This is a genomic window from Acaryochloris marina MBIC11017 (genome assembly GCF_000018105.1).
In the GTDB taxonomy this organism is placed as follows: domain Bacteria; phylum Cyanobacteriota; class Cyanobacteriia; order Thermosynechococcales; family Thermosynechococcaceae; genus Acaryochloris; species Acaryochloris marina.
Genome location: NC_009925.1, coordinates 134338 through 157130 on the forward strand (window position 1 = coordinate 134338; position 22793 = coordinate 157130).

General features: G+C 47.3%; 23 protein-coding genes. 12 read left to right on the top strand and 11 right to left on the bottom strand.

The window, feature by feature from the left end:
* Nucleotides 1-257 precede the first annotated feature (257 nt).
* The 3 genes from AM1_RS40725 to AM1_RS00605 all read right to left on the bottom strand — a co-directional run bounded on the left by AM1_RS40725 (nt 258) and on the right by AM1_RS00605 (nt 2151).
* Complete coding sequence (locus AM1_RS40725; protein WP_139025596.1) at nt 258-497, bottom strand: hypothetical protein; 240 nt, start codon at nt 495-497, stop codon at nt 258-260.
* Nucleotides 498-699: 202 nt separating this feature from the next.
* Entirely contained in the window at nt 700-1197 is a 498-nt protein-coding gene (scpB, locus tag AM1_RS00600; RefSeq protein ID WP_010468995.1) for an SMC-Scp complex subunit ScpB, read from the bottom strand.
* A gap of 93 nt (nt 1198-1290) precedes the next feature.
* Complete coding sequence (locus tag AM1_RS00605) at nt 1291-2151, bottom strand: ABC transporter ATP-binding protein (protein WP_012160839.1); 861 nt, start codon at nt 2149-2151, stop codon at nt 1291-1293.
* A 102-nt stretch (nt 2152-2253) separates the two neighbouring features.
* Here AM1_RS00605 and AM1_RS00610 point away from each other — a divergent pair, with 102 nt between their 5' ends.
* From AM1_RS00610 to AM1_RS00630, 5 genes are all read left to right on the top strand, one after another.
* On the top strand, nt 2254-2454 hold the full coding sequence (locus tag AM1_RS00610; protein WP_010468990.1) for a hypothetical protein: 201 nt from the start codon (nt 2254-2256) through the stop codon (nt 2452-2454).
* A 468-nt stretch (nt 2455-2922) separates the two neighbouring features.
* Entirely contained in the window at nt 2923-3981 is a 1059-nt protein-coding gene (locus AM1_RS00615; RefSeq protein WP_012160841.1) for a glucokinase, read from the top strand.
* A gap of 95 nt (nt 3982-4076) precedes the next feature.
* Nucleotides 4077-5624, top strand: coding sequence for a mercuric reductase (locus AM1_RS00620; protein ID WP_012160842.1), 1548 nt, complete (start codon nt 4077-4079; stop codon nt 5622-5624).
* Nucleotides 5625-5725: 101 nt separating this feature from the next.
* A complete protein-coding gene (locus AM1_RS00625; RefSeq protein ID WP_012160843.1) occupies nt 5726-7405 on the top strand; it encodes an alpha-glucosidase in 1680 nt (559 codons plus the stop codon).
* A gap of 587 nt (nt 7406-7992) precedes the next feature.
* The gene (locus AM1_RS00630) at nt 7993-8922 is read left to right on the top strand and encodes a hypothetical protein (protein WP_041658452.1); all 930 of its coding nucleotides are present in this window, start codon (nt 7993-7995) and stop codon (nt 8920-8922) included.
* Between the two features lie 179 nt (nt 8923-9101).
* Here AM1_RS00630 and AM1_RS00635 read toward each other — a convergent pair whose 3' ends face one another.
* Together AM1_RS00635 and AM1_RS41945 are read right to left on the bottom strand one after the other, a co-directional pair.
* Nucleotides 9102-10376 (bottom strand): DUF4336 domain-containing protein, encoded by a 1275-nt coding sequence (locus tag AM1_RS00635; RefSeq protein WP_012160845.1) that lies wholly within the window; start codon nt 10374-10376, stop codon nt 9102-9104.
* 163 nt (nt 10377-10539) lie between these two features.
* Nucleotides 10540-10716 (bottom strand): hypothetical protein, encoded by a 177-nt coding sequence (locus AM1_RS41945; RefSeq protein WP_187152915.1) that lies wholly within the window; start codon nt 10714-10716, stop codon nt 10540-10542.
* A 414-nt stretch (nt 10717-11130) separates the two neighbouring features.
* On the opposite strand from AM1_RS41945, the gene AM1_RS00640 reads away from it, so the two are divergent.
* Nucleotides 11131-11481 carry a hypothetical protein gene (locus tag AM1_RS00640; protein ID WP_010474607.1) on the top strand — a complete coding sequence of 117 codons (351 nt, stop codon included), beginning with the start codon at nt 11131-11133 and terminating at the stop codon, nt 11479-11481.
* Here AM1_RS00640 and AM1_RS00645 read toward each other — a convergent pair.
* Nucleotides 11478-12467, bottom strand: coding sequence for a phosphotransferase (locus AM1_RS00645; protein ID WP_012160847.1), 990 nt, complete (start codon nt 12465-12467; stop codon nt 11478-11480). The genes AM1_RS00640 and AM1_RS00645 overlap by 4 nt on opposite strands.
* A gap of 355 nt (nt 12468-12822) precedes the next feature.
* On the opposite strand from AM1_RS00645, the gene AM1_RS00650 reads away from it, so the two are divergent.
* Both AM1_RS00650 and ispG read left to right on the top strand, forming a co-directional pair.
* Entirely contained in the window at nt 12823-13515 is a 693-nt protein-coding gene (locus tag AM1_RS00650; protein ID WP_238549129.1) for a type IV pilin-like G/H family protein, read from the top strand.
* 176 nt (nt 13516-13691) lie between these two features.
* Nucleotides 13692-14918, top strand: a complete 1227-nt coding sequence (gene ispG / locus AM1_RS00655; protein ID WP_012160849.1) for a (E)-4-hydroxy-3-methylbut-2-enyl-diphosphate synthase — start codon at nt 13692-13694, stop codon at nt 14916-14918.
* Nucleotides 14919-14926: 8 nt separating this feature from the next.
* Here ispG and AM1_RS00660 read toward each other — a convergent pair whose 3' ends face one another.
* Nucleotides 14927-16477: a hypothetical protein gene (locus AM1_RS00660; RefSeq protein WP_012160850.1), complete on the bottom strand. Its 1551-nt coding sequence runs from the start codon at nt 16475-16477 to the stop codon at nt 14927-14929.
* Nucleotides 16478-16912: 435 nt separating this feature from the next.
* Between AM1_RS00660 and AM1_RS00665 the strand changes: the two genes are divergently transcribed.
* The 4 genes from AM1_RS00665 to AM1_RS43865 all read left to right on the top strand — a co-directional run bounded on the left by AM1_RS00665 (nt 16913) and on the right by AM1_RS43865 (nt 19937).
* Nucleotides 16913-17662: a M15 family metallopeptidase gene (locus tag AM1_RS00665; RefSeq protein ID WP_012160851.1), complete on the top strand. Its 750-nt coding sequence runs from the start codon at nt 16913-16915 to the stop codon at nt 17660-17662.
* Nucleotides 17663-17667: 5 nt separating this feature from the next.
* Nucleotides 17668-18333 (top strand): hypothetical protein, encoded by a 666-nt coding sequence (locus AM1_RS00670; RefSeq protein WP_012160852.1) that lies wholly within the window; start codon nt 17668-17670, stop codon nt 18331-18333.
* The gene (locus AM1_RS00675) at nt 18333-19505 is read left to right on the top strand and encodes a pyridoxal phosphate-dependent aminotransferase (RefSeq protein WP_012160853.1); all 1173 of its coding nucleotides are present in this window, start codon (nt 18333-18335) and stop codon (nt 19503-19505) included. Before AM1_RS00670 ends, AM1_RS00675 begins: the two co-directional genes overlap by 1 nt.
* A 306-nt stretch (nt 19506-19811) precedes the next feature.
* Nucleotides 19812-19937 (top strand): hypothetical protein, encoded by a 126-nt coding sequence (locus AM1_RS43865; protein WP_012160854.1) that lies wholly within the window; start codon nt 19812-19814, stop codon nt 19935-19937.
* Nucleotides 19938-20080: 143 nt separating this feature from the next.
* On the opposite strand, the gene AM1_RS00680 is transcribed toward AM1_RS43865, so the two are convergent.
* The 4 genes from AM1_RS00680 to AM1_RS00690 form a co-directional block, all read right to left on the bottom strand.
* Entirely contained in the window at nt 20081-20740 is a 660-nt protein-coding gene (locus AM1_RS00680) for a potassium channel family protein (protein ID WP_012160855.1), read from the bottom strand.
* An 82-nt stretch (nt 20741-20822) separates the two neighbouring features.
* Complete coding sequence (locus AM1_RS41950; RefSeq protein WP_012160856.1) at nt 20823-20984, bottom strand: hypothetical protein; 162 nt, start codon at nt 20982-20984, stop codon at nt 20823-20825.
* Between the two features lie 122 nt (nt 20985-21106).
* Nucleotides 21107-21715, bottom strand: coding sequence for an alpha/beta hydrolase (locus AM1_RS00685; protein ID WP_041658459.1), 609 nt, complete (start codon nt 21713-21715; stop codon nt 21107-21109).
* Nucleotides 21716-21780: 65 nt separating this feature from the next.
* A complete protein-coding gene (locus AM1_RS00690; protein ID WP_012160858.1) occupies nt 21781-22479 on the bottom strand; it encodes an alpha/beta hydrolase in 699 nt (232 codons plus the stop codon).
* Between the last annotated feature and the right edge of the window lie 314 nt (nt 22480-22793).

Consider the following 22793-nt stretch of genomic DNA (forward strand, 5'->3'; position numbering starts at 1 on the left):
TTTTGGTGAAACAGTTCAAGATTCTGATGAAAACACCCTTCCCAAGTAGATACAACGACAAAAGACCAAAACAATTGTTCCAACAGCCCAGGTTCCCATGGGATAAGAACATCATTGGGGTTGGATTCTCGCTTTAGTCTAGGTCCAGCATGCCAAGGAAGAAGATCAAATCTGTTCACCTAGTATGTTAGGGGACAACGGTCTAGCGCATATCCCTGCACTCTACTAGAAGATATTAACTTAGCTTTCACCATTCGTTAACCGGAGTTAACCAAAAACCTATGGTAAACCGAAGCGGTACACAAAAGAAGTAAATTCTTGAGATGGCGGAAAATGGCACCAACCCCATATCGAACTTTATGGAGATGGGACGTTGTCGGTATGAGTTGACGATCGCAGTGCTGTAGCGAGTCGAGTTGCTGAAATAAAGCGGTGTCAGTTTGGGCTAAAGCAAGGGGTAAACAAGCCCGTTTTCTCTGACATGTATCGCATAACATACAGAGTCTATATCCTTACGAATTGGGAGGTATTGACTAATCACTAGGATGAGCAAGATCTTAAGGTTTGCTGACAAAACAACCTAAAAATCGCACGTTAGATAGAAGTAACGCTCGGTTGAGTTTGACAGCCCTCGTAAATCTAGCAATCTCCATTCGAAAAAGCAGTTGCCTTGACTACAAAATTCAAATTTGATCAGCACTAAATTTTGGGAAGCTGGTCAATCTCAAAATACTGATAGAACTGATTGGTTACCTGCACCCGGTAAGACCGTCCAGTCGACTGGCGGCGTCTTTGCACAAATCCTTGATCGATCAAGTCATGAACATGCTGATAGGCACCTGACCCCCTTAATTCCACCAAATCAGTTTGGGCAATGGGACCTTTCAAGGCAATTGCAGCTAATGTTCTTAAGGCACCTACTCCAATATCAACGGGAACGAGGGTATTCACCATGCTTTTGTAGGTTTGGCGAAGTTGCAGGCTATAGCCACCATCGGTTTCAACAATTTCTAGAGCACTGTCTCGATGGGCATAATCTTGCATTAGTTCGATCAAGGCATCTTCTGCATCATCGCGATCGCATTGGGCGTATTCCACAATTTTGCTGAGGGTCAACGGTTGGGCTTTGAGATAGAGAATGGCCTCAATCACCGTTGCTAAACGGGTGGATGCGGCTGTTTCAGTAGTACCAACCACAGTAAATGCTCCTCGAACAATGCAGGGGGAAAGACAATCTGTCTTGCGCCAATGATAGCTTCTCTGCCCGCGATCGCAACAATAGGCCAGGATTTAATCCAAATTGCGTCCCGTCAGCTCCACAAAAATATCTTCTAGGTTGGCAGGCCGAACCATCATTCCCACCCGATTGGTCTGATGATCCAGATAGTCTTGGGCTGCCGCTAAGGTGGGGAAAAATTGGTAATCCCATTGGGGACGGCTACTTTCTCCCACCTGTTTAACCAACAATCCATCTCCATGCTGTTGTTTGAGTTCTGCCAGGGTGCCTAGGGCAATCAGTTGGCCCTTGTCGATAATACCGATGCGATCGCATAAGGATTCCACCTCTTCCATATAGTGGGTGGTCAGTACAATCGTCATTCCTTGGTGATTTAACTCCTGGATAATTTCCCAAATTCTTCGCCTTGATTGGGGATCAAGCCCGACCGTTGGCTCATCCAGAAATAAAATTTGAGGCTGATGTAGGAGCGCTCTGGCAATTTGCAGTCGACGCATCATCCCGCCCGACAGTTGGCGGACAACATCTTGCTGTCGCTGCAGCAGATCAACATAGTCCAAGTAGTGGTGAATTCTATCCTGACGGAGGGATTTGGGTAAATGGTGCAGGCGGCCATGCATCTCCATATTTTCCCAAACCGTTAAATCCTGATCCAAACTGACCTGCTGTAAGACAACACCAATTTTGCGCTTAATTTGTTGCCCCTGATCAATATCCAGCCCCGCAATCTGAATATTTCCTTGAGACGGTTTGGTGAGGGTGGTCATCATCCGAATCGTGGTTGATTTCCCGGCTCCGTTCGGTCCTAGCAGTCCAAATATCTCGCCTGATTGAATCGCTAAAGACAGGTCATTGACCACTGAAACCTGATTATAGATTTTGGAAATATTCTGAAGAGAAACAGATGAATTCATGGATGTGATACGATAAATTGTTCCGCCGACTTCATCTCCTTTCGGTTAGGTGGCGTTAAAGTCCACTAAGATTCGAAGTCCATCGTCCTTGTTGAGGTATTTATGGCTAAGCGCCGCAACCTAAAAAAAGAAAAAGCCCTGCGAAATCAAGCTTATGCCCGGAAGTTTCGTAAGCGTTCAGGATCTGGCCGCTTTGGTCGACGTCAGTATAATTCTAATCGTCAAGAATCCAATTCTGACAATCAAAACGGAGATAATCAGGACTCGAACAACTCTTCTGATACAGCCACCGCTTCTGATTAGTCTTTGCTAACAACGCTATCCTTGATTCGGGGTCTTTTTTCTCGAACAAGTTTGGCTGAACTTGAGTATCCAAGGGTGATGTAGCCTTTGGATGCTTTTGTGTATGCGGGTATCAGCTGTACTTGATCCGTCCTCGCTCCTTTCTTTGCAAGATTGGTTGATAGGTGGATCAACCTCGTTTTTCTCAGTTTTCTCAGCAGACCCTCAAGTTCCTCTCAGGTTAGTGCTTTCATCTTTTCAGGAAAACATCATGGTTTTCTCAGAGTAAAACCCTAAGATACCGGCAAAAGGACCGAGAGGAGTATTTTAGATGGGATAGATTGCTTATGCTGTTCATTACACAATTAAACGAATTCTTTCGCCCTCTTTTATTATCCTTTGCAAGCTTGAATTAAAGTTGTCAGCCTTATAAAAGCTTAGGGGTACCATCGCAAGAAGACCGAGAACCGTTTAGGCCAAGGGGAGACTATGCAAACCATTCTTGCTGGGGATATTGGAGGCACTAAAACCATTCTGCGCCTCGTCAAAGCAGAACCGTCGCTGTCCCACCCCTCCATTCCCCAGCTGACAACCTTATCTGAGCGGACTTATCCAAGCCAAGACTTTCCAGACTTAAGTCCTATGATTGAGCAGTTTCTGGCTCAATTCGATGCAGGAACGGCCACCCAGGCAGCCTGTTTTGGTATTGCTGGCCCTGTGGTCGATGATACGTCAGAACTCACCAACTTATCTTGGTCTCTAAATGCTCGTCGTCTGGAGTCAGAGTTTGGCATCAACCGTGTTGCCCTGATCAATGACTTTGCTTCAGTAGGGTATGGCATTTTGGGCTTAGGAGAGCAGGATATTGCGACACTGCAGGCAGTCCCTGCAAACCCGAAAGCCCCCATTGCCGTCATTGGTGCCGGTACTGGATTAGGAGAGGGATTCTTAATGCCGAATACTAAAGGCTATCAAGTCTTTCCCAGTGAAGGGGGGCATGCAGATTTTGCACCCCGCACACCGATCGAGTTTCAGCTGCTCGATTTCTTGCGAGAGGAGATGAAGCTAGACCGGGTTTCCGTAGAACGAGTCGTGTCCGGCAAGGGGATAGTCTCGGTCTATCGATTTCTACGCAGTTTAGGGCAACATCCAGAGTCATCTGAGATTGCTCAAGTCTTTCAGGCTTGGGAGAAAAGAGAGGGCACAGCCGAAAATTTAGTTGATCCGGCAGCTGCGATCGCACAAGCCGCCTTGCAGAAAACGGATCCCCTTTGCCAGCAAACCTTAACCCTCTTTGTCGAAGCCTACGGAGCCGAAGCCGGGAATCTGGCCTTAAAACTGTTGCCCTATGGGGGACTGTATATTGCCGGGGGGGTAGCCGCCAAAATTTTGCCTTTATTGCAGACAGGCGCATTCCTTAAAACATTTCAGACGAAGGGACGGGTTAGTCCTCTCCTTCATAAAGTCCCCATTCATGTCGTACTCAATCCCAAAGTAGGGCTCATGGGTTCCGCTATTTATGCAGCCCAGCTCTCAGCAGATTCTTAGAATTTATCCGCATAATGGTTGCGTTGATTTCGACTGATCTGGGACAGAGTTTTTCGTTTCTATCCCCATCTAATCCTGAGGAGTTTTAGCAGCCCATGACACAATCTTCGTTCTCTGGTGTGAACATCCCTCCCATGGATGTTCATAATCGCAAGCTAGTGAATAACGTTCATCCGCCTGATTGGGTGAATCCTACTCCAGTTGAATGTTATGACCTTGTTGTGATTGGCTCAGGAACGGCGGGGTTAGTCACCGCTAAGGGAGCAGCGGGTTTAGGGGTTGGCCTTAAGGTCGCCCTAATTGAAAAGCATCTGATGGGGGGAGATTGTTTAAATGTGGGCTGTGTGCCTTCTAAATGCCTGATTCGCTCCGCCCGAGTCGTTGCTGATATGCGGGATGCTCAACCCTATGGGATTCAGCCGCCTGCCCAGATAGATGTCGACTTTCAAGTCGTCATGGAGCGGATGCGCGAGGTTCGCGCCCGGATTAGCCCTGTAGACTCTGCTGCTGCTGCTGCGAAGTCTGGGGTGGATATGTATTTAGGAGAGGGCAAATTCACAGGCCCCAATACCGTATCGGTTGATGGCAGAACTCTGCGGTTTAAAAAAGCTGTAATCACCACAGGGGCAAGGGCGGTTCGCCCTCGGATTGAGGGAATTGAAGAAGTCGGGTATCTTACCAACGAAACGGTGTTCTCCTTAACGGAGTTACCCCAGCGCCTCGCCGTCATTGGGGGTGGTCCCATTGGTTGTGAACTGGCCCAATCCTTTCATCGCCTTGGTAGTCAGGTGGTGCTCTTCCATCGAGGGGCTCATCTGATGAGTAAAGAAGATGCTGATGCGGCAGAAATTGTCCAGCAAGCCTTTTTAAAAGAAGGCATTAAGCTGGTGTTGGCTTGTCAGATGAAGCGGGTCGAACGCACGCCTTCAGGCAAAGTGATTCACTTTGTCTGTGATGGTCGAGAAGAATCCGTGGTGGTTGATGAAATCTTGGCGGGGGCAGGTCGTGCTCCCAATGTCGATGGCTTAAATCTGGAGGCAGTAGGGGTTGAATATGACAGTCGCAAGGGCGTTGCTGTCAACGACTACCTGCAAACGACAAATCCCAAAATCTATGCAGCCGGGGATATCTGTATGAACTGGAAGTTTACCCATGCTGCCGATGCTGCTGCCCGCATCGTCCTTAAAAACACCTTATTTTCGCCTTTTGGTATTGGCAAATATAAACTCAGTGATTTGGTGATGCCCTGGGTGACGTTCACGGATCCTGAAATTGCCCATGTTGGTTTGTATGAGGGAGAAGCCCAGGACCGAGGTATGGATGTCAACACCATAAAAATTCTGTTTGACGATGTGGATCGAGCCCTTGCTGATGGGGAGGAAGAGGGCTTTGTCAAAATCCACCTTGCTAAAGGATCAGACAAAATCATCGGAGCCACCATCGTTGCCCGTCACGCAGGCGAAATGATCAGCGAAATTACCACGGCCATGGTTGGCAAAGTGGGATTAGGCAGTATGGCGAGCGTGATTCACCCCTATCCCACCCAGGCCGCAGCCATCAAACAGGCCGCAGATGCCTACCGTCGCACCTTACTAACGCCCAAAACCATTAAGTTCTTGGGACTGTTGACCAAGCTGTCCTAGTCGCCAGCTCAAGAACTCCAAAAATATTTGGCGCGTTCTTCTGTCCAGTTACAACTGGGCAGTATGTTTGGATGTTGTTATCTGTAACAAGGAAGACCTGAATGTCCTTAGCATTAGATTGCGATCGCAAGTGGTGGCACGGGGGAGTAATTTACCAGATCTATCCCCTGACCTTTGCGGATGGGAATGGGGATGGGGTAGGTGATTTACGGGGAATTATTCAACGACTGGATTACCTAAACGATGGTGACCCGGATAAAACGGCTGACTTGGGCGTCGACGCCATTTGGCTGTCTCCCGTTAATCAGTCACCGATGGTGGATAACGGCTACGATATCAGCGACTACCGAGATATTTGCCCCATCTTTGGCACCTTAGCAGAATTCAAAGAACTGCTAGAGCAATGCCATATCCGAGGGATCCGGGTAATTATGGATATGGTACTGAACCATACCTCTAATCAGCATCCTTGGTTTATCGAATCCAGCGCTAGCCGGGACAATCCCAAAAGCGATTGGTACCTCTGGCAAGATCCAGGCTATAAGGACGGGCTTCCCAATAACTGGTTATCCTATTTTGGCGGGTCGGGCTGGACCTTTAATGAAGACCGTCAACAATATTACTTTCACGTTTTTAATGAAAACCAACCTGACTTAAATTGGCGCAATCCTGAGGTGAAGGCCGCCATTTATGACATGCTGCGCTATTGGCTTGATATGGGGGTTGATGGCTTTCGCCTAGATGCGTCTAGTGTCTATAGCAAGGACCAATATTATCGGGATAACCCCGTCAAATTCGGGGCAACGGATAAGAATGCCTACTATAACCAGGATCACCTCTACGACAAAGATCTGCCCGATAACCATGGAATTATTCGGGAAATTCGTGCTCTGATGGACGAGTACGAAGACCGGGTCCTGATTGGTGAAACTTTTATCGACAGTCGTTTATATGACTCCAATAGCTTTTATGGGGTCAATAATGATGAGCTGCATCTTCCCTTTGCCTTCGAATTCCCCTTTAGTCCTTGGTATCCCGGTTATTTACAACGGGAAATCGAAAAGAAGGAGCGCATTACCCCGGCTGGGGCTTGGCCCACTTATTTTCTGGATAACCACGATTTACCCCGCCATTTATCTCGCTGGATTGAATGTGCTTTATGCACGAACCCCACGGAAATTGCTAAAGCCGCAGCCACTCTGCTGTTAACAGTGCGGGGGACGCCTGTACTGTACTACGGTCAAGAAATTGGCATGGTAGATAACCAAGATATCCCCCCGGAGCTACAGCGAGATCAAGCTGTGGTGGCTAGCCCCACGGGAGAGTTGCCTCCCAACCGAGATGGCTCCCGCACCCCGATGCAATGGGACGCGTCTGCGAATGCTGGATTTAGCTTTGGCAAGGAGGTTACCCCTTGGCTCCCGGTTCATGCCAACTATCAGGAAGTCAATGTCGAAACCACCTTAAAAGATGATGCATCGATTTTGAACTTCTATCGCAAGTTACTCTACGTGCGGGCGCAAAGTGAGGCGCTTCGGTTTGGTAGTTGGCGAACGCTGATTCATTACCCCTACGAGCATATGGCCTATATGCGAGAAACGGCCTCTGAGCAGGTGCTGATCTTGATCAATTTCGCCTATGAGAAGCCCCTAGAACTAGATAAGCCGATCACCAAAGGGGGTTGGACGGTTTTAGCTTCCAACAAATGGGAGTCGGGTAAAACCTTGGCACTTCCTGAGAATTTGCAATCCTTTGAAATTGATGTGTTGAGGAAAGCATAAAGCTTAGGTGAATATTTCAAAATGATGCGAATATTTCAGTCCAACCACTATCTGCATAAGTGCGATCGCAAGCTGCAAAAAAAGAAGATATAGCATCTAGAATCATTACATTGCAAATAGTTTTTTTAGGTATTGTGCGTGTCAGGCTTGGTTCGCACAACATCACGGACTTGCTCAAGGAGTTTGCGGGGTGGCATAGAATGCTTGATAACAACCGATATTAGGACTTATACGGTTATTTTGCCCATTAACATTCTTCATTACTGCATGACAAATATGCTGTGAACGCCTTTTCTATATTATTTTCAGGTAATCAACGATAAGTTTGCATATCGGGAAATTTCCGTAATACGTACTCTTTCTGCTGTGGTGCTGATGTAGAGAAGGTTTGGCTTTTAAAAAGCAGACAAACTGTTAATCTATTTCATGTTAAGAGGAAATTTGCCTTTTAATTATAGTTATGTCGACTAATGGACTCCACCTAATATTCAGATGGTACTGAATTGAGCAACTATCGATTTTCACACGCACAGAAGTACGCCATTTGGCTTAGACATGGGAAACGTTGCTACGTATGCACAGAGCCTTTGCGGTTAGTCGAAGTCACGATTGACCATGTGATCCCAGAGCGACTTCTGAATGATGATGTTGAAAGAGACCGTGTCTTTGGAGAATACGGATTGGACGGTTCGACTTTTCAGATAAATGGTTATGAGAATTGGCTTCCTGCGCACTATCGCTGCAACCAGGAAAAGTCCGGTAGTATTTTTGAGTTTGTTCCGGCAATAAAGCTGCGTTTGTCGAGACTCAGTAAGTTAGGCCCATCTGTTCAAAAAACTGCAGAAAGGGTGTTGGCCGATGCACGAACGCAACGTGCACTGGCTAATGTTCTCGATGCTGTGGCGACAGGAAACCTGACTAATGAAGAACGAGAGACACTGCTCGCAGAGTTGCGCGACGTCGGCACTGCCGACACAGATGTGATTGAGAGCGAGTTACTTGTCCGGCCGAACCCAAGCGCGGAAAGACTGCAAATACTTGCAGCAGAGTTCGAATCGCTGGAAGAATTCAAGAGGTCATTGTATTCGATTTCCTTGCAAATCAATGAATCGGATGAGGGTGACACTTCAAGGCGTGTTGGTGAGTTTCTTTCTGGAAAGATTAACCTTGCGCATTTGTACTCACACTACCTCCCTCCGAACGTGCGAAACGCAATTAATGCCGGATCTGATGCGCAGATGAGAGTACAGCAGACGCGCATGGCTGGAAAAGTCCCCGCGGGCTACGAGGATCGAGGGCTCCCGATTCAGTTCACAACTGACGCAGAACAAAAGATCATTAGCAACGCGGCTGTCAAATGGGGAGTGTCCGAACAAGAAGCAGAAAGTGTCTATCGTGTAATTGCGTTGCTCGTTCAAGAATGTCAGACCGCAATGCAGGATGCGCTTCGTCTGGTCCATGAAGCACTGGACAATCGACTCATTGCAATCCGGGCAGAACGCAACGAAATTATTTAGGATTTAAGGTATAAGCCGTATTTCGTAGATGGTCTTGGCTCGTGTGATGTCGGCATAACTATGGGTTGAACCGGAGCCTCAAAACTGCGTTTCTTATACTATTGTCTTTTTTCCCGGCCCGGTTAACTCAAACATTTGACGCATTTTTTCTTGTATACTTTCCATCTGAATGGAAGAAACTATTGCTCTGAGGTTTCTCTGGGTAAGGGTTTTGCGGGTGGTGTGATGTTGCGATCGCACAAGAATTGATCCACTCGATCCAAAAAGGCCATATCCTCCTTCGGAAAGTTCACAGAAATCGGTTGTTTTTTCGCAAACCATCCCCGTTGGGGAGGGGGTGCAGACCGCAAAAAGTCAAAGGCCTGATTAAACTTTTGAGGCGTGGTCATCACGGGTGCATCCAAATGGCAGGGAATAATGCGGCGAAAATTCCATTGCGCCACTCGATCCGCCCACTGGAGTACCACTTCTGGATTACGATTAAAAATCAATTTTCGCAGAATAGGTGCAACAACCGGATTCCCATCCTGGCGAAACGTATCGAAGGCTCGTTTCCAGTCTGGATGCCACTGCACGGGGAACAAGCCAAAATAAGCTTTCTTAGATCGATCAGGAGCTTGTCGAGCATCCTTAAAAGTTTGTTTGGTGTTGACAACGTCCAACACGCTCGGCTGGAAATAAAAGGCAAAAAGCGCCATCCGTTGCCACCCTTTGCGGCGAATTGTTGGTGTATCTTCAACCACATCAAAGGCATTATCTTTGGCATGGAACAGCATTGGATAGGGCGCAAACTGCAATACCTGAGGCGGGTTGACAGGAATAGAAACAATTGAATCTGTGATCAATAGGGTTTTGGTTGGTTTGTGATAGAGAGCGACTTCTTCAAATGGCCCAAGACCTAAATCCACTGGTCCTAAAATGGCATAGTCAAATTCATCAGCGAAGGGCGTGTCAGCACTATTGGCCGGCAGTTTTTGAGTTTGACGTCCAGAAAGCCCCAGCCAGCTCAGGGGGATATTCAGAGGAAATGTCCACTGGCTGGGAGAGACAAAAACTTGAGCTTTGGGAAACCGTTTAGAGAACGGTCCTGTAAACACCTTATGCTCAATCCCGGACGCGGTCGGCAGGATGATGTATTTAATCTCACCATGCTTTTCAATCAGGTCTTTGACCATCCGGATACATTCCCGCGTGGGGGCAACTGGCGCATAGACCAACAACCCTCCTGCCGCCAATTTAATAACGGTCATCCGCACCGGAATAATCACATATAGAATGCCCTGGAGCTGCTCAAAGGTCCAAATTTTACCTTTGACAATCTCCCGACAGAGGGTACGGCGTTGCCCATAGGGATACAAGGGCACAAAAGGCCAATAGGGCCATGACCAATCCCTGGAGCGTTGGGGTTGTTTGGGTACTGATTGATTTTGTTCGCTTCTCTGGGTTGTTGCCACTACCACGCATCCACACTTCAATGATTGCAGCAAAGCGATCGTCTTTGCCTCAATTAAAGAGTGTAGACAAATCCCTGGCTAAAATGTTTGGCATCAAGAAATATTCTCTGGGTCAGCCGAGTTAGGCGACCTACCGATACAGACTATCTATTATGAACAGAAGCTAGGACTGCGGCCAATTTAGAGAAGGGTTGATAATTTGATTTTGCTCTTGGACGGGCAAAGGAGAACCAGGCAGCAGATTGGGCCAAGAATTTGACAGCCAAAATAGGGTAACCATGAGCATGACAATCATCGTGGCATGACTGAATACAACGAGGGTCTTGAACTGACTATCCATAATTGGGCCTCTCTCTGAAATGCTAAAGGTAGGCTGCCGACGTAGCGATATGAGTCTACAGTGCCACAGGGAGATTCTAAACGGTCAGTTCTTTATATAAATCAAAGAAAAAAGGCCCCAAAAGTATATTTTAGAGCCATTAGCAGGTGATATCTGCATTAGAGGATTTATAGAAGCTTGCGCCCCTATGCCTATATATCGGTTAGCCCTGAAGCTTTTACGCAACTTTCGGAAAAGATTTAGAAAAAAGATTTTGGTCGTGCCTGAAAATGCTTACGCCCAAAGGATTTCATAAGATAAAAATTTATACAGGAACTCAACATCAGTTCCTTTTCTCTGTTGCTAGCCCATTGAGAACTGCACCGAGAGCATTCAAGGTAGGATCAAAACCACTAGCGTTAAATCTTAGTCAACATGGCCAAGCGTTCTTCTTCCTCAGTCTCTGATCAAGCTTCTTCTCCAGAGGATCAGGACTTTACGAATTCCATGCGCATTGTCGGTGGAGTCGGCTGGTCCAGCGTCATGACCTTAATCATTGGTATTGTCTTGGTGCTAATTCCTCAGTATCCAAGACCCTGGCTATGGTATGTCATCCCTTTGTGGGTTGCATTATCAGGATTGGGCGTCTTTTTACAATGGTCTGTTGCCAGAGGCCCCTGCCCAAAATGTGGTTTGGTTCAATCCGTACCCCCAACCTTGAAGCGCTGCCCCAACTGTCGCAGCTATCTGAAAGCAGTTGATCGAAAAATCGTCAAAGTGGGCTAGAACAATTCCCATTCAGGAGATGACAACATTTTGAGCTGCTGAATTCGATGGCTGAAATAGCTGTCGTCTAAGCGACAGTTATCGTGAACCTTGGCTGACTTTAGGCCAATGGACCATTGCCAGATGTGGGCCGCCTGGGAAAAAGGCTGAATGGAGTCTTCTTCCTTGGGAGTCACAGCCTGAACGGTCTGATAGCCTTCTAGGAATGAATTGCGGACCTTCTTTTCCATGCCGGTGCGGGCTGAAACATGGAGGAACTTGGCTAGCTCAAAGGCCCGCCAGCCATACCCACATTGGTCAAAGTCAAATAAGGTGACCTGGTTATCGTCGGTAAAATGAACATTGCCACTATGGGGATCGCCCCAGCAAACGCTCCAAAAAGGCGGATCCTTGGGCATGCCTTGCAGTTTATTTTTAATTTCAGCAATGATTTCGATGATGTATTCCCGATCCTTGGGGCGATGTTGTAGAAAGGGTGCGATCGCATCTAAGGAATCATCTAACAAATAATCAAGGGTTAACGGTTGCCGATGGGCCTGGCTATGAAAATCCGTCGCAACTTGATGGAGTCGACCAATGGTTTCCCCCAGTTTCTGGCCTTGGGTATAGTTCAGATCTCCCAGAGGCACCTGGCCCGGCGCAAAGTCAAATAAAGCTGCATAACGATTCCCTTCAGGGGCCTCAATTTCGATAGAGAGTTGACCATCTAGGGTTCGTAACGGTCGAGCAACCGGGATATCACGCTGCTGCAAAAAAACCAATAACTCCAGCTCAAAGTCAATTTCTGACTTCGTTCGCCAATGGGCATGAGACACCCTCAGCACAAAGGGTTGCTCCGACGTTTCCACTAAGTAGACATCACTCAAACCTCGATGCCACAGTTTGCAGTTGGTAATATCCTTGATCTGGAAATGGGGCAAAATCCGGGATACTAAAGCATCGCAGGCTAAGGTTGAGTAGGTAACGGGGAAAAAGGGTGAGGTCATGGCGAATGGTGGGTCATCCCGACTGAATCAACAAAACACCAAGCTGATGGTTAGGATGCCGTCAGAACTCTACAAAAGACTGCCAAGAACTAAACATTAAGCAGAACTTGACCATTGGAAGAAAACAAGCTGTTATTATCCTTCGCTAAATCAGAAGACAAAACAGTGTTAACGGTTACAAGTTATGAAAACTCAAACTTATTCATAGACAAAATAATATCAATATCCTGTCGATGAATAAAAAGGCGTCTCTTCTAACATCTACCTTGTCATCTGTTATTGAAGCTGTATTCTTATGGTTCCTTTTGGGGAAGACTCAACTAAGAGAACGACAAATGTTATTTTCCAAATGATTATGGCTTGGCTTAGAAACAGATATTGGATATGTGTGATTGCGAGTAGCTTACTGATCGGCTGTTCAGGCTCAGAAACAGCAAAGCAGTCTCCTCAACCCAGCGTAAATTCTCCAGCACCCAAGAGCACACCTCAGGCTCCTCAAACCTCTCCTAAGGTCTCTCCTAAGGCCACCACAGCGGCAAAGCCAGCGTCTCAGCCTAAACCTGCAGCGCCAAAACCTGTATCTGCTCCAGCGAAGGTGAAGCTCTCACCCGCGCCTAAAGTGGAACTATCAAAATCAGAAAAACAGCTGGTCAGCAAAGTCCAAAAAGAAGTGCAGAAAAACGGCTCTGTTGCTAAACAGGATACCGGCCACACTTATCTGGGCAATGTTCTGAGATCGCAACAGGCTGAGAAGTTAGTCACCGGCCGATTCACCACCAATTTACAGAAATTAGAATCTGATTCCCCCAAAGATAGCGGTGAATTTCAACTGCAAGTGCTAGAGGCCAATGAGAATAAGGCCATCGTGGCTGCGATCGCAAAACAGAACGGCATCTTTAGCTACACGGGTGCGGTCTATGCCCAGGACGCCAGCATTCCCGTTTCTGCAATTTGCAAATCGAATGAGCCCACTCAAACTCCACCGGGTACTCCAAAGCTCACAGGCTCCACAATTGTCTGTGCCCAAGGCTCAACGGTGGTTGAATAGGGCAATCCTTTGGACTAGAGACTGAATGCTTACTATCTTCAGTAGTGGCAAACATTGAATCTGAAGGCAGAAATTCCCAAGAATAGACCGCCAAACGGGGATCGATCTATGGCAAGCTAAGGGGTGGAGCGTTTTTGCTCCCTGAGTTTCCTTATCGTGGTCTTACCCCCTTCACCATGCAGACTTTATCAACCCCTGTCACAGGAACAGACGAGCGGTCCACCCCTGTTTCTACATCAATCACTCGGCGTAAGACTCGCCCCGTTCCCGTTGGGGATGTGATTATTGGTGGAGGCCATCCTGTGGTGGTTCAGTCCATGATCAATGAAGATACCCTCGACATTGAGGGCTCTGTAGCTGCGATTCGTCGTCTGCATGAGTTGGGTTGCGAAATCGTGCGGGTGACCGTACCCAGCATGGCCCATGCTAAAGCCCTCGCGACCATCAAAGAAAAATTAACAGCCACCTACCAGACGGTCCCCCTGGTAGCAGATGTTCACCACAACGGCATGAAAATTGCCCTGGAAGTGGCGAAGCATGTCGATAAGGTTCGCATTAATCCCGGCCTGTATGTTTTTGAAAAAGCGAAGGATGATCGGACCGAATTTTCCCAATCTGAATTTGAAAATATTGGCGATAAAATTCGTGAAACCCTTGAACCTTTAGTGGTTTCTCTCCGAGACCAAAACAAGGCCATGCGGATCGGGGTAAACCATGGCTCTTTGGCAGAGCGCATGTTGTTTACCTATGGGGATACCCCTGAAGGCATGGTGGAGTCCGCTCTAGAGTTTATTCGCATCTGCCAATCTCTGGATTTCAATAATCTTGTGATTTCAATGAAAGCGTCTCGGGTGCCCGTGATGCTAGCTGCGTACCGCCTGATGGCCCGGCGAATGGATGAGCTAGGCATGGATTATCCGCTTCATCTCGGTGTGACTGAAGCTGGAGATGGTGAATATGGCCGGATCAAATCTACTGCAGGGATTGCAACCCTATTGGCAGATGGGATTGGTGATACCCTGCGGGTGTCCCTGACCGAATCTCCAGAGAAAGAGATTCCCGTTTGCTACAGTATCCTGCAAGCCTTGGGCCTCCGCAAAACCATGGTGGAATACGTGGCTTGTCCCTCCTGTGGGCGGACGCTCTTCAATTTGGAAGAAGTGCTTCATCAAGTGCGATCGGCGACGAACCATCTGACGGGTCTGGATATTGCCGTTATGGGCTGTATTGTCAATGGCCCTGGTGAGATGGCTGATGCAGACTACGGCTATGTGGGTAAGCAACCTGGCTATATTTCCCTATATCGGGGCCGAGAAGAAGTGAAGAAAGTTCCAGAGACTGAGGGGGTTGAAGAATTAATCAACCTGATTAAATCTGACGGCCGTTGGGTGGATCCTGAATAGTTATCCGTTCAATTCTCTCCACTCTTGGAGCTGGTTTGAATCGATTGTTGAACAGTAGATTGGCCGACAAACGGTGCACCCGTACCAAATTTGAATAGGTCTCCCGTTCCGCCATCTAAGATGAGGGTGAGACGGTATTTGTGATCGCCCAGGACATCAAACTGAGACGTCAGTCCTGAGGCAACCTCCTCGCGCCATCCAGCTTGAATGGATTCCACCTTGCCCGTCTTACGGTTAAGACGTTGTAATCCCGTGATCTCGCTCTCACCAAAATCAAACTCAACGGTGAGCTGCTGACGCGTTTGTTCAATCGAATGTCTCTTGCCAGCTAATCCATTGGTGAGCATAAAGTACTGCTGGTTAGTTGCAGGGCCATCAAAACTTTCTCGTAAAGGCTTGAAATAGCCTACCAACACATCACCATTACGCCCACCATATAGATTTCCCAGGTTTTTAACCTCTAGACTGGTCATGTAAGGATCAGCCTTGGCATCCCAATGGGGAATCTCGGGAGCAATTAAATCTGCGAGAGTCGGAGGTCTAGGCACTATTCGTACATCTGTGCTAAGCAGCCGAACGAGAGTTGGTCCTAGATTGAGGCTGTGTTGGTTGATCTCGGCGATATGTTGAAAAGCTGGCGTGGGATCTTTTCCAAAGGGTTGTTTAAAAAATGGAGCGTTTAATTTCCCTCCAACATCACTAGTGCCATTGTAGGTAAAGGCATTAAGGAGTTTAAATCCCAGGGTTAAGGCTGCGAATTGTTGCTGACTCAGTTCCGACTCCGAAGGGAAACGCGACCAAGTCCCTACGCCAGTCGCAGATCCTTTAAAGGTTTGAAGCCATAATCCGTAGGGAATGGGCTTCCGCCCTGTGCCGTCATTGCCAGCCAAGGCTAATCGACGATAGCGCATCATCGCGTAGTACAGTTGGGCGGGACGTCCGCCTTGATTACCCAAATCGTTCCAGATTCCATAGGGATAGGTGTCTTGCATCAGTAGATCGGGCTGGATGCGACGCATATAGCGTTGGATATTGAGGTCACTGGTACTGCCAAAGCCGCCAAAGCGTTCATCACCATGCTGGTTGGTATAGAGAAGGGTATTGGGAAGAAGCGGTCGGTAATGTTTGATCCAAGTTTCTAATTCTTGAAGTTCACTTTCTTTGCCAATATCTTGTTCGTCTTTAAATTGCCAACTGACAAGATTCTGAATTTGGTCGGATTGGAAGATACGATCAGGAAGGCTTTGGGCAGAATCTTGGGCATTGGCTTGCCAAGTAGACCAGGGCTTTTGCCCAGCGATTGTTTCGGAAGAAGCAAGTTGTCCCCTACCAATATCAAGGGTGGTAAAGTTGCTCGCTTCCCAGTTCTGCCAAAGCTCGGAATCGTTTTCTCTGCCTTTAATGGTGAAGCCAATGGTGAGGGCGTTGAGCTGTAGCCCCCTTTGAATCAAGATTCGATGGCCACGATCTAGTGATTGGAGGTCATTTGGCGTTGCGATCGCATCACCGCTTCCAGCCACAATCAGTCCCAAAAACAATCCACAGCTTTTGAGAAGCATCGCCGGCAGGGACAGAGGTTTCAATCTGCCGAGACTGGACCAGAGTTGTGTTCGGCAGGGCCTTTCCATTGCCATATTTCCCATTAGTGAGGTGACGATACAGTATCAAATCATTCAGCATGATACCGAAGTGCGATCGCATCCTCCCATATATTTAGAATCCCGCAAAATCTTCAACATCCTACCTTGTGAACCTACACTTATAGGCCAGGGAACCTAGGGGGCCAAAATTCATCAGTAAGCCTAGTTTTTGACCATCCTCAGAGAATTTTGAGGCAATTATAGAATTGGCGGGATAGGGTTGAGGGACTTTATGATAGGAAGACTAAGACGGATCTTCTGGGGGGAGCTGCAGATTCGTTTCCAAAATGAATCTTTTAGATTAGTCCCTTAGGAAATAATATTAAAATACTTATCTCTCTTGCTTAAGCCTTTATGTACGACGATATTCCAGAGGCCCGTCGGCAGGCCGTTCCAAAAACGGCGTCTTCACCTTCTCGAGGTAACCCTGCCCTATGGATTGGCAGTGGCATTGGATTGTTGGTGATTGCCGTTGGAGCCGCATTTGCAGTCGGTTTATTCAAGCCTGAACCCTCCCAAAGCAAGGTAGAAACTAGCCCCACAGCATCCACCCCTCCAACAGGAGGAACGGAGGCCCCTAATACCCCAGATACGACCTTAGGGCATTTTTCCTACAAGGTGGCCCCAGAGAACGAATTGCAAGCCATCACCGCAGACAACCGGATTCGTTTACGGTCATCTGCCGCTCGGGCCTACAAGCAAATGTCCGCAGCAGCAGCAGCAGATGGGATCAAGCTTCAGGCCCTTTCCGGGTTTCGAACCGTAGAGGATCAAGATTACTTATTTTTTAGAGTGAAAGAAGAGCGGGCCCAAGGTGCCCAACAGCGAGCTAAAGTCAGTGCTCCTCCTGGACGTAGCGAGCACCATACTGGCTACGCCATGGATATTGGCGATGCAACTCAGCCAAATACCCATGTAAATGTCACGTTTGAAGAGACTCGGGCCTTTGAGTGGCTGCAAAAAAATGCACCCCGGTATAGCTTTGAGTTATCCTTCCCAAAAGGGAACTCCCAAGGGGTTAGTTATGAACCCTGGCACTGGCGTTATGTCGGTGACAAAGACAGTTTGGAGACCTTCTACAACGCCCGAAATTTAAAATCCTAACCCTTATGAATCAAACTCCTTTAAATGCGATCGCACTTTTCGTTGCCCTGCTCAGTGGTTCGATTCTGGTGGGTCCCATACTCCACATTGCCCCAGAGATCCCTTTTGCCTTTGCAGCTCTGGTTCTCGCTTTAGTGGTTGCGGATACCTTTGGGTATCAGGGCAAAGGGATGACCCTGTTTTTGGATGGGTTTGCCCGGTTATCTCCTCAGTACCGCCAGCGGGTGATTCATCATGAAGCCGGACATTTTTTAACGGCTTATTTACTGGATCTACCGATTACGGGCTACACCTTAACGGCTTGGGAAGCTCAGCAACAGGGGGGCGGACAAGGGGGCGTTTGTATTGAAACTCCAGTTGATTTTTCTGAGACCAATGCCTTGGAACAAGTTGAACGCTATTGCACGGTTTGGATGGCGGGGGGCGTAGCTGAAACCTTTATCTACTCAGAAGCAGAGGGCGGCAAAGACGATCTGCGACAACTTCGACGCACTCTAAACCGCCTGCATATGAATGTAAAGGTTCATGAGCGCCAAGCAGGGAATCGAGCCCGACAAATGATTCGGTCCAATTGGGACGCTTACGAAGCTTTGGTTCAAGCCATGACCGACCGCAAGTCGGTGGCGGAATGCTGCCAGATTCTGGGGCAACACTGCACGGTTGCCGTCTAATGCCTAAGCCATCGGCCCGCGTTGAAGCGGTTCAGGCTCCTATTATCCCCATTATTGGCGATCTGATTCGCCAGCATCCTGGCACCCTGTCCCTCGGACAAGGGGTCGCTTCCTATGGTCCACCGCCAGAAGCCCTAGCCCAGGTAGCCACCTTTCACCAAAATCCTGGGGTGCATCTCTATCAGTCCGTGCAGGGAATCCCGCCCCTTGTGGATGCGATCGCCCAGAAGCTACAGGCTGAAAATCAGTTGCGCTTTCACCGTGACCAAATTATGGTGACGGCGGGGGGCAATATGGCGTTTATGAATGCGGTCCTCGCCATTCTCGATCCAGGGGATGAGGTGATTCTGCAAACGCCTTACTACTTCAACCATGAGATGGCCATTCGGTTGGCCAACGGTCAACCCGTCTGTGTTCCAACGGATCAGCAGTATCAACTCCAGCTCGATCAGATTGAAGCCGCCATTACCGAGCGAACACGGGCAATTGTGACGGTTTCTCCGAATAATCCATCGGGGGCAGTGTATTCAGCAGCGGATTTACAAGCAGTGAATCAGTTGTGTTTGGAACGTAATCTTTATCACATTAGTGATGAAACCTACGAGTACTTTACCTATGACGGCATTGAGCATATTTCACCGGGTCGTTTTGACCCTGAGCAAACCCATACAATTTCCCTGTTTACCCTCTCCAAGGCTTATGGCTTCGCCAGTTGGCGGATCGGCTATATGGTGACTCCTCTGCATCTGCAAGAGGCACTTCAAAAAATTCAGGATACGTTGCTGATTTGCCCACCAGTGGTATCTCAGTATGCAGCGGTTGGTGCGCTGCAAGTGGGACGGGGGTATTGTCATCAACATTTGGCTACTCTGACAGGAAAGAGGAATCTGGTACAGAAGGCCCTTCTGCCTCTTGAGAAGGTATTTGTACCCACTAGTTCAGGTGCGTTTTATGTGTTGATTAAGGTCGATTGTGACTTACCTGATCGAGTTTTGGTAGAACAGTTGATTCGTGATTATCGAGTGGCGGTCATTCCGGGGAGTGCGTTTGGTATGGAGGCGGGCTGCTATCTGCGGATTGCTTATGGCGCTTTGGATAAAGCTACACTAGCTGAAGGATTGAATCGATTGGTAAAGGGTTTAAAAACAATAGCAGGAGACCCAAAAAAGTAGTTTGGCACCAGGATTATCTCCCATTTAATCCATAAAAATAATATTCATAAAAAATAATTCGCTCGAAGGGCAAAAAGGAACGGGGGCAGAACACTAGAAGTTTCTCGCCGCAAGCCATACGCTGACCAAATGTAATGAAAACTATGAACGATACCGTCCTTATCCCAACAGCCAAGAACCACTTAACAGCAAGACATAAAACACTACACCACTTAGAAACCAGACGAAACATGTCTCTTTATGGCCTGAGAGTGCCTCTTTGAATTTGAGTTAGGTTAATTTGCATTCAGGAATCGCCAGTTATCAATGTTCTCCAATCGTCATTCAACCGAGCGAGGGGAAGTGGCGGCTGAACAATTCTGGAGCGATACGGTACGCGAATGGGTAGTGTGGGTCCAATCAAAGGTCAAAGTTTGGCGAGCTATGGCGTAGATGGAACAGCAAACATCTAGGACGTAAAGACAGGAGATTGCCTGCAAACATTTCATAAAGAAAATTGGATTTGGTCTGGTCCATCGCTTTGAGATGTTTCTCATCACCAAAAATATCAATTTGTGGGCAGACTCAAGATTGTTTCAGTCAGGGTTGTACCCACCGACTAATCTACTGATAAAAATTGCAGGATAAATGACGCCAACAATTGCCTCAAAATTGGCAACAACCTTAGCCAGCTGACTGACGGGTACCACATCACCGTACCCCACTGTGGTTAGGGTTGTGAAACTAAAGTACAACAGGTCAAAGGTTTGGATTGTCTCTCTAGCAGAACTAAAGGCATCAGGATGGAATAAGTGAATGCTGCTATAGAACAGAAACCATAAATCTCCAATTAGCAGAAATACACAGATACCACCGACAATCGTATCGATCGTTACGTTGTTGTTCTCAAACAGCTTGTGGAGCATCAAGATAATGGACAGAATCAAGAAGCCAATATAAACACTATCTGCGATCAACGCGGGAATTAATCTGTGATAACTCGATTGAGTAAAAAGGATGTAGAAACAGTCGGAAATGAAGGCTAACCCAGCAATCACAATGTAAAAATAGAATGCTCTTTTTTGGAGAAAAAACGTTCTTACAATCAGAACAATAGCTATCAGTAAAATGAGGGACAGGATAACCTCTGCCGCTATAGCACCAACGACTGCATAGGCCACAAACAGCAGTAACAGCGTGAGTAAAAGCTGAGTGTATTTGTGGTTCGTCAAGCTCTGCAAACAGGTGATTTTCATGGATTGCTAGCTCCTGATTGATGGCAAATGACAAGAAGCCGCGAGGAAATGAACCTAGGGTTCAGTTGTTAATCGTAAGTTCTCAAACTTTAGACAAAACCAATGTTTGTTCGATTTTCCTAAAGGTTGATTCCAACAAACCTGGTGTTAAGTTCGGTTGGGGATAGGTGTCTGCAATAACGGCGGTAATAACAAAGGTTGCAATGAGGCGTTGGATAAAAACTTGTTGTTGAGAGTCAATCATGGCAACTATTCTCCAGCTTTTCGAGATTGGGGCTTGGATAAATCAGATTCAAAGCTGGTAGTTACCAGCTTTGAATCCAGAGGCTGAGAGGGACAGGTGTTGAAAAAAACCTCTCGCCAGAATTACTGTCCGGTTGGTGCGGAAGCTGTAGCCGAAGAGCAGTTACATTGCAGGTGGTTAAGGTAACTGTGAACGGAACCCAAGAGTGAGTTGACTTCTTTGACGTCTTTTTTAAGTTGGACGCCATCAATGTAGAGTTCGGCTGTTGGATAGTTCTGTAATAGCTCCAGAAGGGTTAAGCTATCGTTTTTACTGGCGGAAAGGACTAATGCACTCCGGAGTGCCTGTACATTGGCGCGATCGCTCTTGGTATGGACCACCTTTGCCAATTCTGAAAGCAGGAATTCTCCGGGAGCTGTGTTGAGAACACCATCCACCGTGATTGGATCAACTTTGACATCGTAGGTCAGAAATTGCTGAGCTTCCTTGGGATCTTCCTTAGCCAGTTTCAGAAGTTCTGCCAATTCTCCCGTGGCTTTACCTGTCGAGGCTAGGGTTTCAAATTCTTGGATGGGTACACTGCGAGCAAAGGGACCATAGGTCAAGACAACTTTTTCAGCTGCGAAGGCAGCACTGGGCAGTATAGCGCTGCAGCAAACGGTTCCAATAGTGAGGGCTTTTGAAAAACGCTGGGTAAACAAACGATTGAAGGACTGGAATGACAAAACCATAATGTTTCTCCTTTGATTCAATGTGTCGGTGTTTTAGCTAATGTTGGACATGAGTTTGTGGGCCACTACTTCTGGACCAAGGGCAGATGACAAGCTATTGGCTTGGATGATGTCAATTGAGTTGAGGGAAGTTGGGTCTGGGATGTGGCATTATTTTGAGCGGTTTGGCAATGACACAGGATGCCTTTAAGGAAATCGGGGGCAGGGGTGGTGGAATCGCCTTTTTCGATGCCTTCTGCCAGTTGTTTGATTTGGTTGTAGTCCGTTTCAACCACCTTGAGGTCGATATTGATGGTGGAAGCAGGGTAGTCTCGAATGACTTCAATGACGGAGATGTTGCCATCGGCCATCGCCTTAGTAACGGCTTTGTCTAAATCTTCTAGCCCTTTTGATCCGCTCTCGTAGACCATTTCGTCAATTTGGTGGAGGACAAACCTGCCTTTGGGACTGTGGATCAAACGTTCAATAAAATAGGGGATTTTGATTTCTTTGGTGAGGAGTTCGCTCCACTGGGTAGGGACTTTTTGAGTGGTATGAAAAAAGGTTTGGAGGGCTGGGGTTAGCTGACCCGACTGGGCAAAGCTTTGCATCTCGGGTAAGGTAACCGTTACGGTGTCGGAATTATATTTAAGGGTGACCGACTCAGCTGCGATGGCCCCTGTACCCACCAACAAACTAGTGCTGGTTCCTAGAACTGCTGCTGCTACCGCAAGACGTAAACTGCAAAGGCTAGATCGTGTTTGTACTTGGGGAAAAATAGACATCACAAATTCTCCTATTCGTAGGAATAAATGACAACATTCGACATTAAGAAAGAATTGGGAATTAGCGCAGACAATAAAGCGTTCTAATTCTCAGTGATTAATCATGAAGGGTGAATATTCACCTCTTCGCGTGAACCCTTTGAGTAAGCAATGCCCAGCAGGCTGATTGATTAACACAAACTAAGCCTATTCATTTCCCCATAGTTTTTCAGTAAGGTTAAAGTAAGATCTTTTTGGGGGTTCAACCTATTGAATTTTGAAGTAACTAAAAAGTAATTTTTTTGAGATAAAGTTACTGCTTACCAGATCTAGCA

Coding starts and splice junctions, on each gene's coding strand:
- AM1_RS40725 (WP_139025596.1), bottom strand. CDS start 497: ATGTTATGCGATACATGTCAGAGAAAACGGGCTTGTTTACCCCTTGCT.
- AM1_RS00605 (WP_012160839.1), bottom strand. CDS start 2,151: ATGAATTCATCTGTTTCTCTTCAGAATATTTCCAAAATCTATAATCAG.
- AM1_RS00610 (WP_010468990.1), top strand. CDS start 2,254: ATGGCTAAGCGCCGCAACCTAAAAAAAGAAAAAGCCCTGCGAAATCAA.
- AM1_RS00615 (WP_012160841.1), top strand. CDS start 2,923: ATGCAAACCATTCTTGCTGGGGATATTGGAGGCACTAAAACCATTCTG.
- AM1_RS00620 (WP_012160842.1), top strand. CDS start 4,077: ATGACACAATCTTCGTTCTCTGGTGTGAACATCCCTCCCATGGATGTT.
- AM1_RS00625 (WP_012160843.1), top strand. CDS start 5,726: ATGTCCTTAGCATTAGATTGCGATCGCAAGTGGTGGCACGGGGGAGTA.
- AM1_RS41945 (WP_187152915.1), bottom strand. CDS start 10,716: ATGGATAGTCAGTTCAAGACCCTCGTTGTATTCAGTCATGCCACGATG.
- AM1_RS00640 (WP_010474607.1), top strand. CDS start 11,131: ATGGCCAAGCGTTCTTCTTCCTCAGTCTCTGATCAAGCTTCTTCTCCA.
- AM1_RS00645 (WP_012160847.1), bottom strand. CDS start 12,467: ATGACCTCACCCTTTTTCCCCGTTACCTACTCAACCTTAGCCTGCGAT.
- AM1_RS00650 (WP_238549129.1), top strand. CDS start 12,823: ATGGCTTGGCTTAGAAACAGATATTGGATATGTGTGATTGCGAGTAGC.
- ispG (WP_012160849.1), top strand. CDS start 13,692: ATGCAGACTTTATCAACCCCTGTCACAGGAACAGACGAGCGGTCCACC.
- AM1_RS00660 (WP_012160850.1), bottom strand. CDS start 16,477: ATGCTTCTCAAAAGCTGTGGATTGTTTTTGGGACTGATTGTGGCTGGA.
- AM1_RS00665 (WP_012160851.1), top strand. CDS start 16,913: ATGTACGACGATATTCCAGAGGCCCGTCGGCAGGCCGTTCCAAAAACG.
- AM1_RS00670 (WP_012160852.1), top strand. CDS start 17,668: ATGAATCAAACTCCTTTAAATGCGATCGCACTTTTCGTTGCCCTGCTC.
- AM1_RS00675 (WP_012160853.1), top strand. CDS start 18,333: ATGCCTAAGCCATCGGCCCGCGTTGAAGCGGTTCAGGCTCCTATTATC.
- AM1_RS43865 (WP_012160854.1), top strand. CDS start 19,812: ATGTTCTCCAATCGTCATTCAACCGAGCGAGGGGAAGTGGCGGCTGAA.
- AM1_RS00680 (WP_012160855.1), bottom strand. CDS start 20,740: ATGAAAATCACCTGTTTGCAGAGCTTGACGAACCACAAATACACTCAG.
- AM1_RS41950 (WP_012160856.1), bottom strand. CDS start 20,984: ATGATTGACTCTCAACAACAAGTTTTTATCCAACGCCTCATTGCAACC.
- AM1_RS00685 (WP_041658459.1), bottom strand. CDS start 21,715: ATGGTTTTGTCATTCCAGTCCTTCAATCGTTTGTTTACCCAGCGTTTT.
- AM1_RS00690 (WP_012160858.1), bottom strand. CDS start 22,479: ATGTCTATTTTTCCCCAAGTACAAACACGATCTAGCCTTTGCAGTTTA.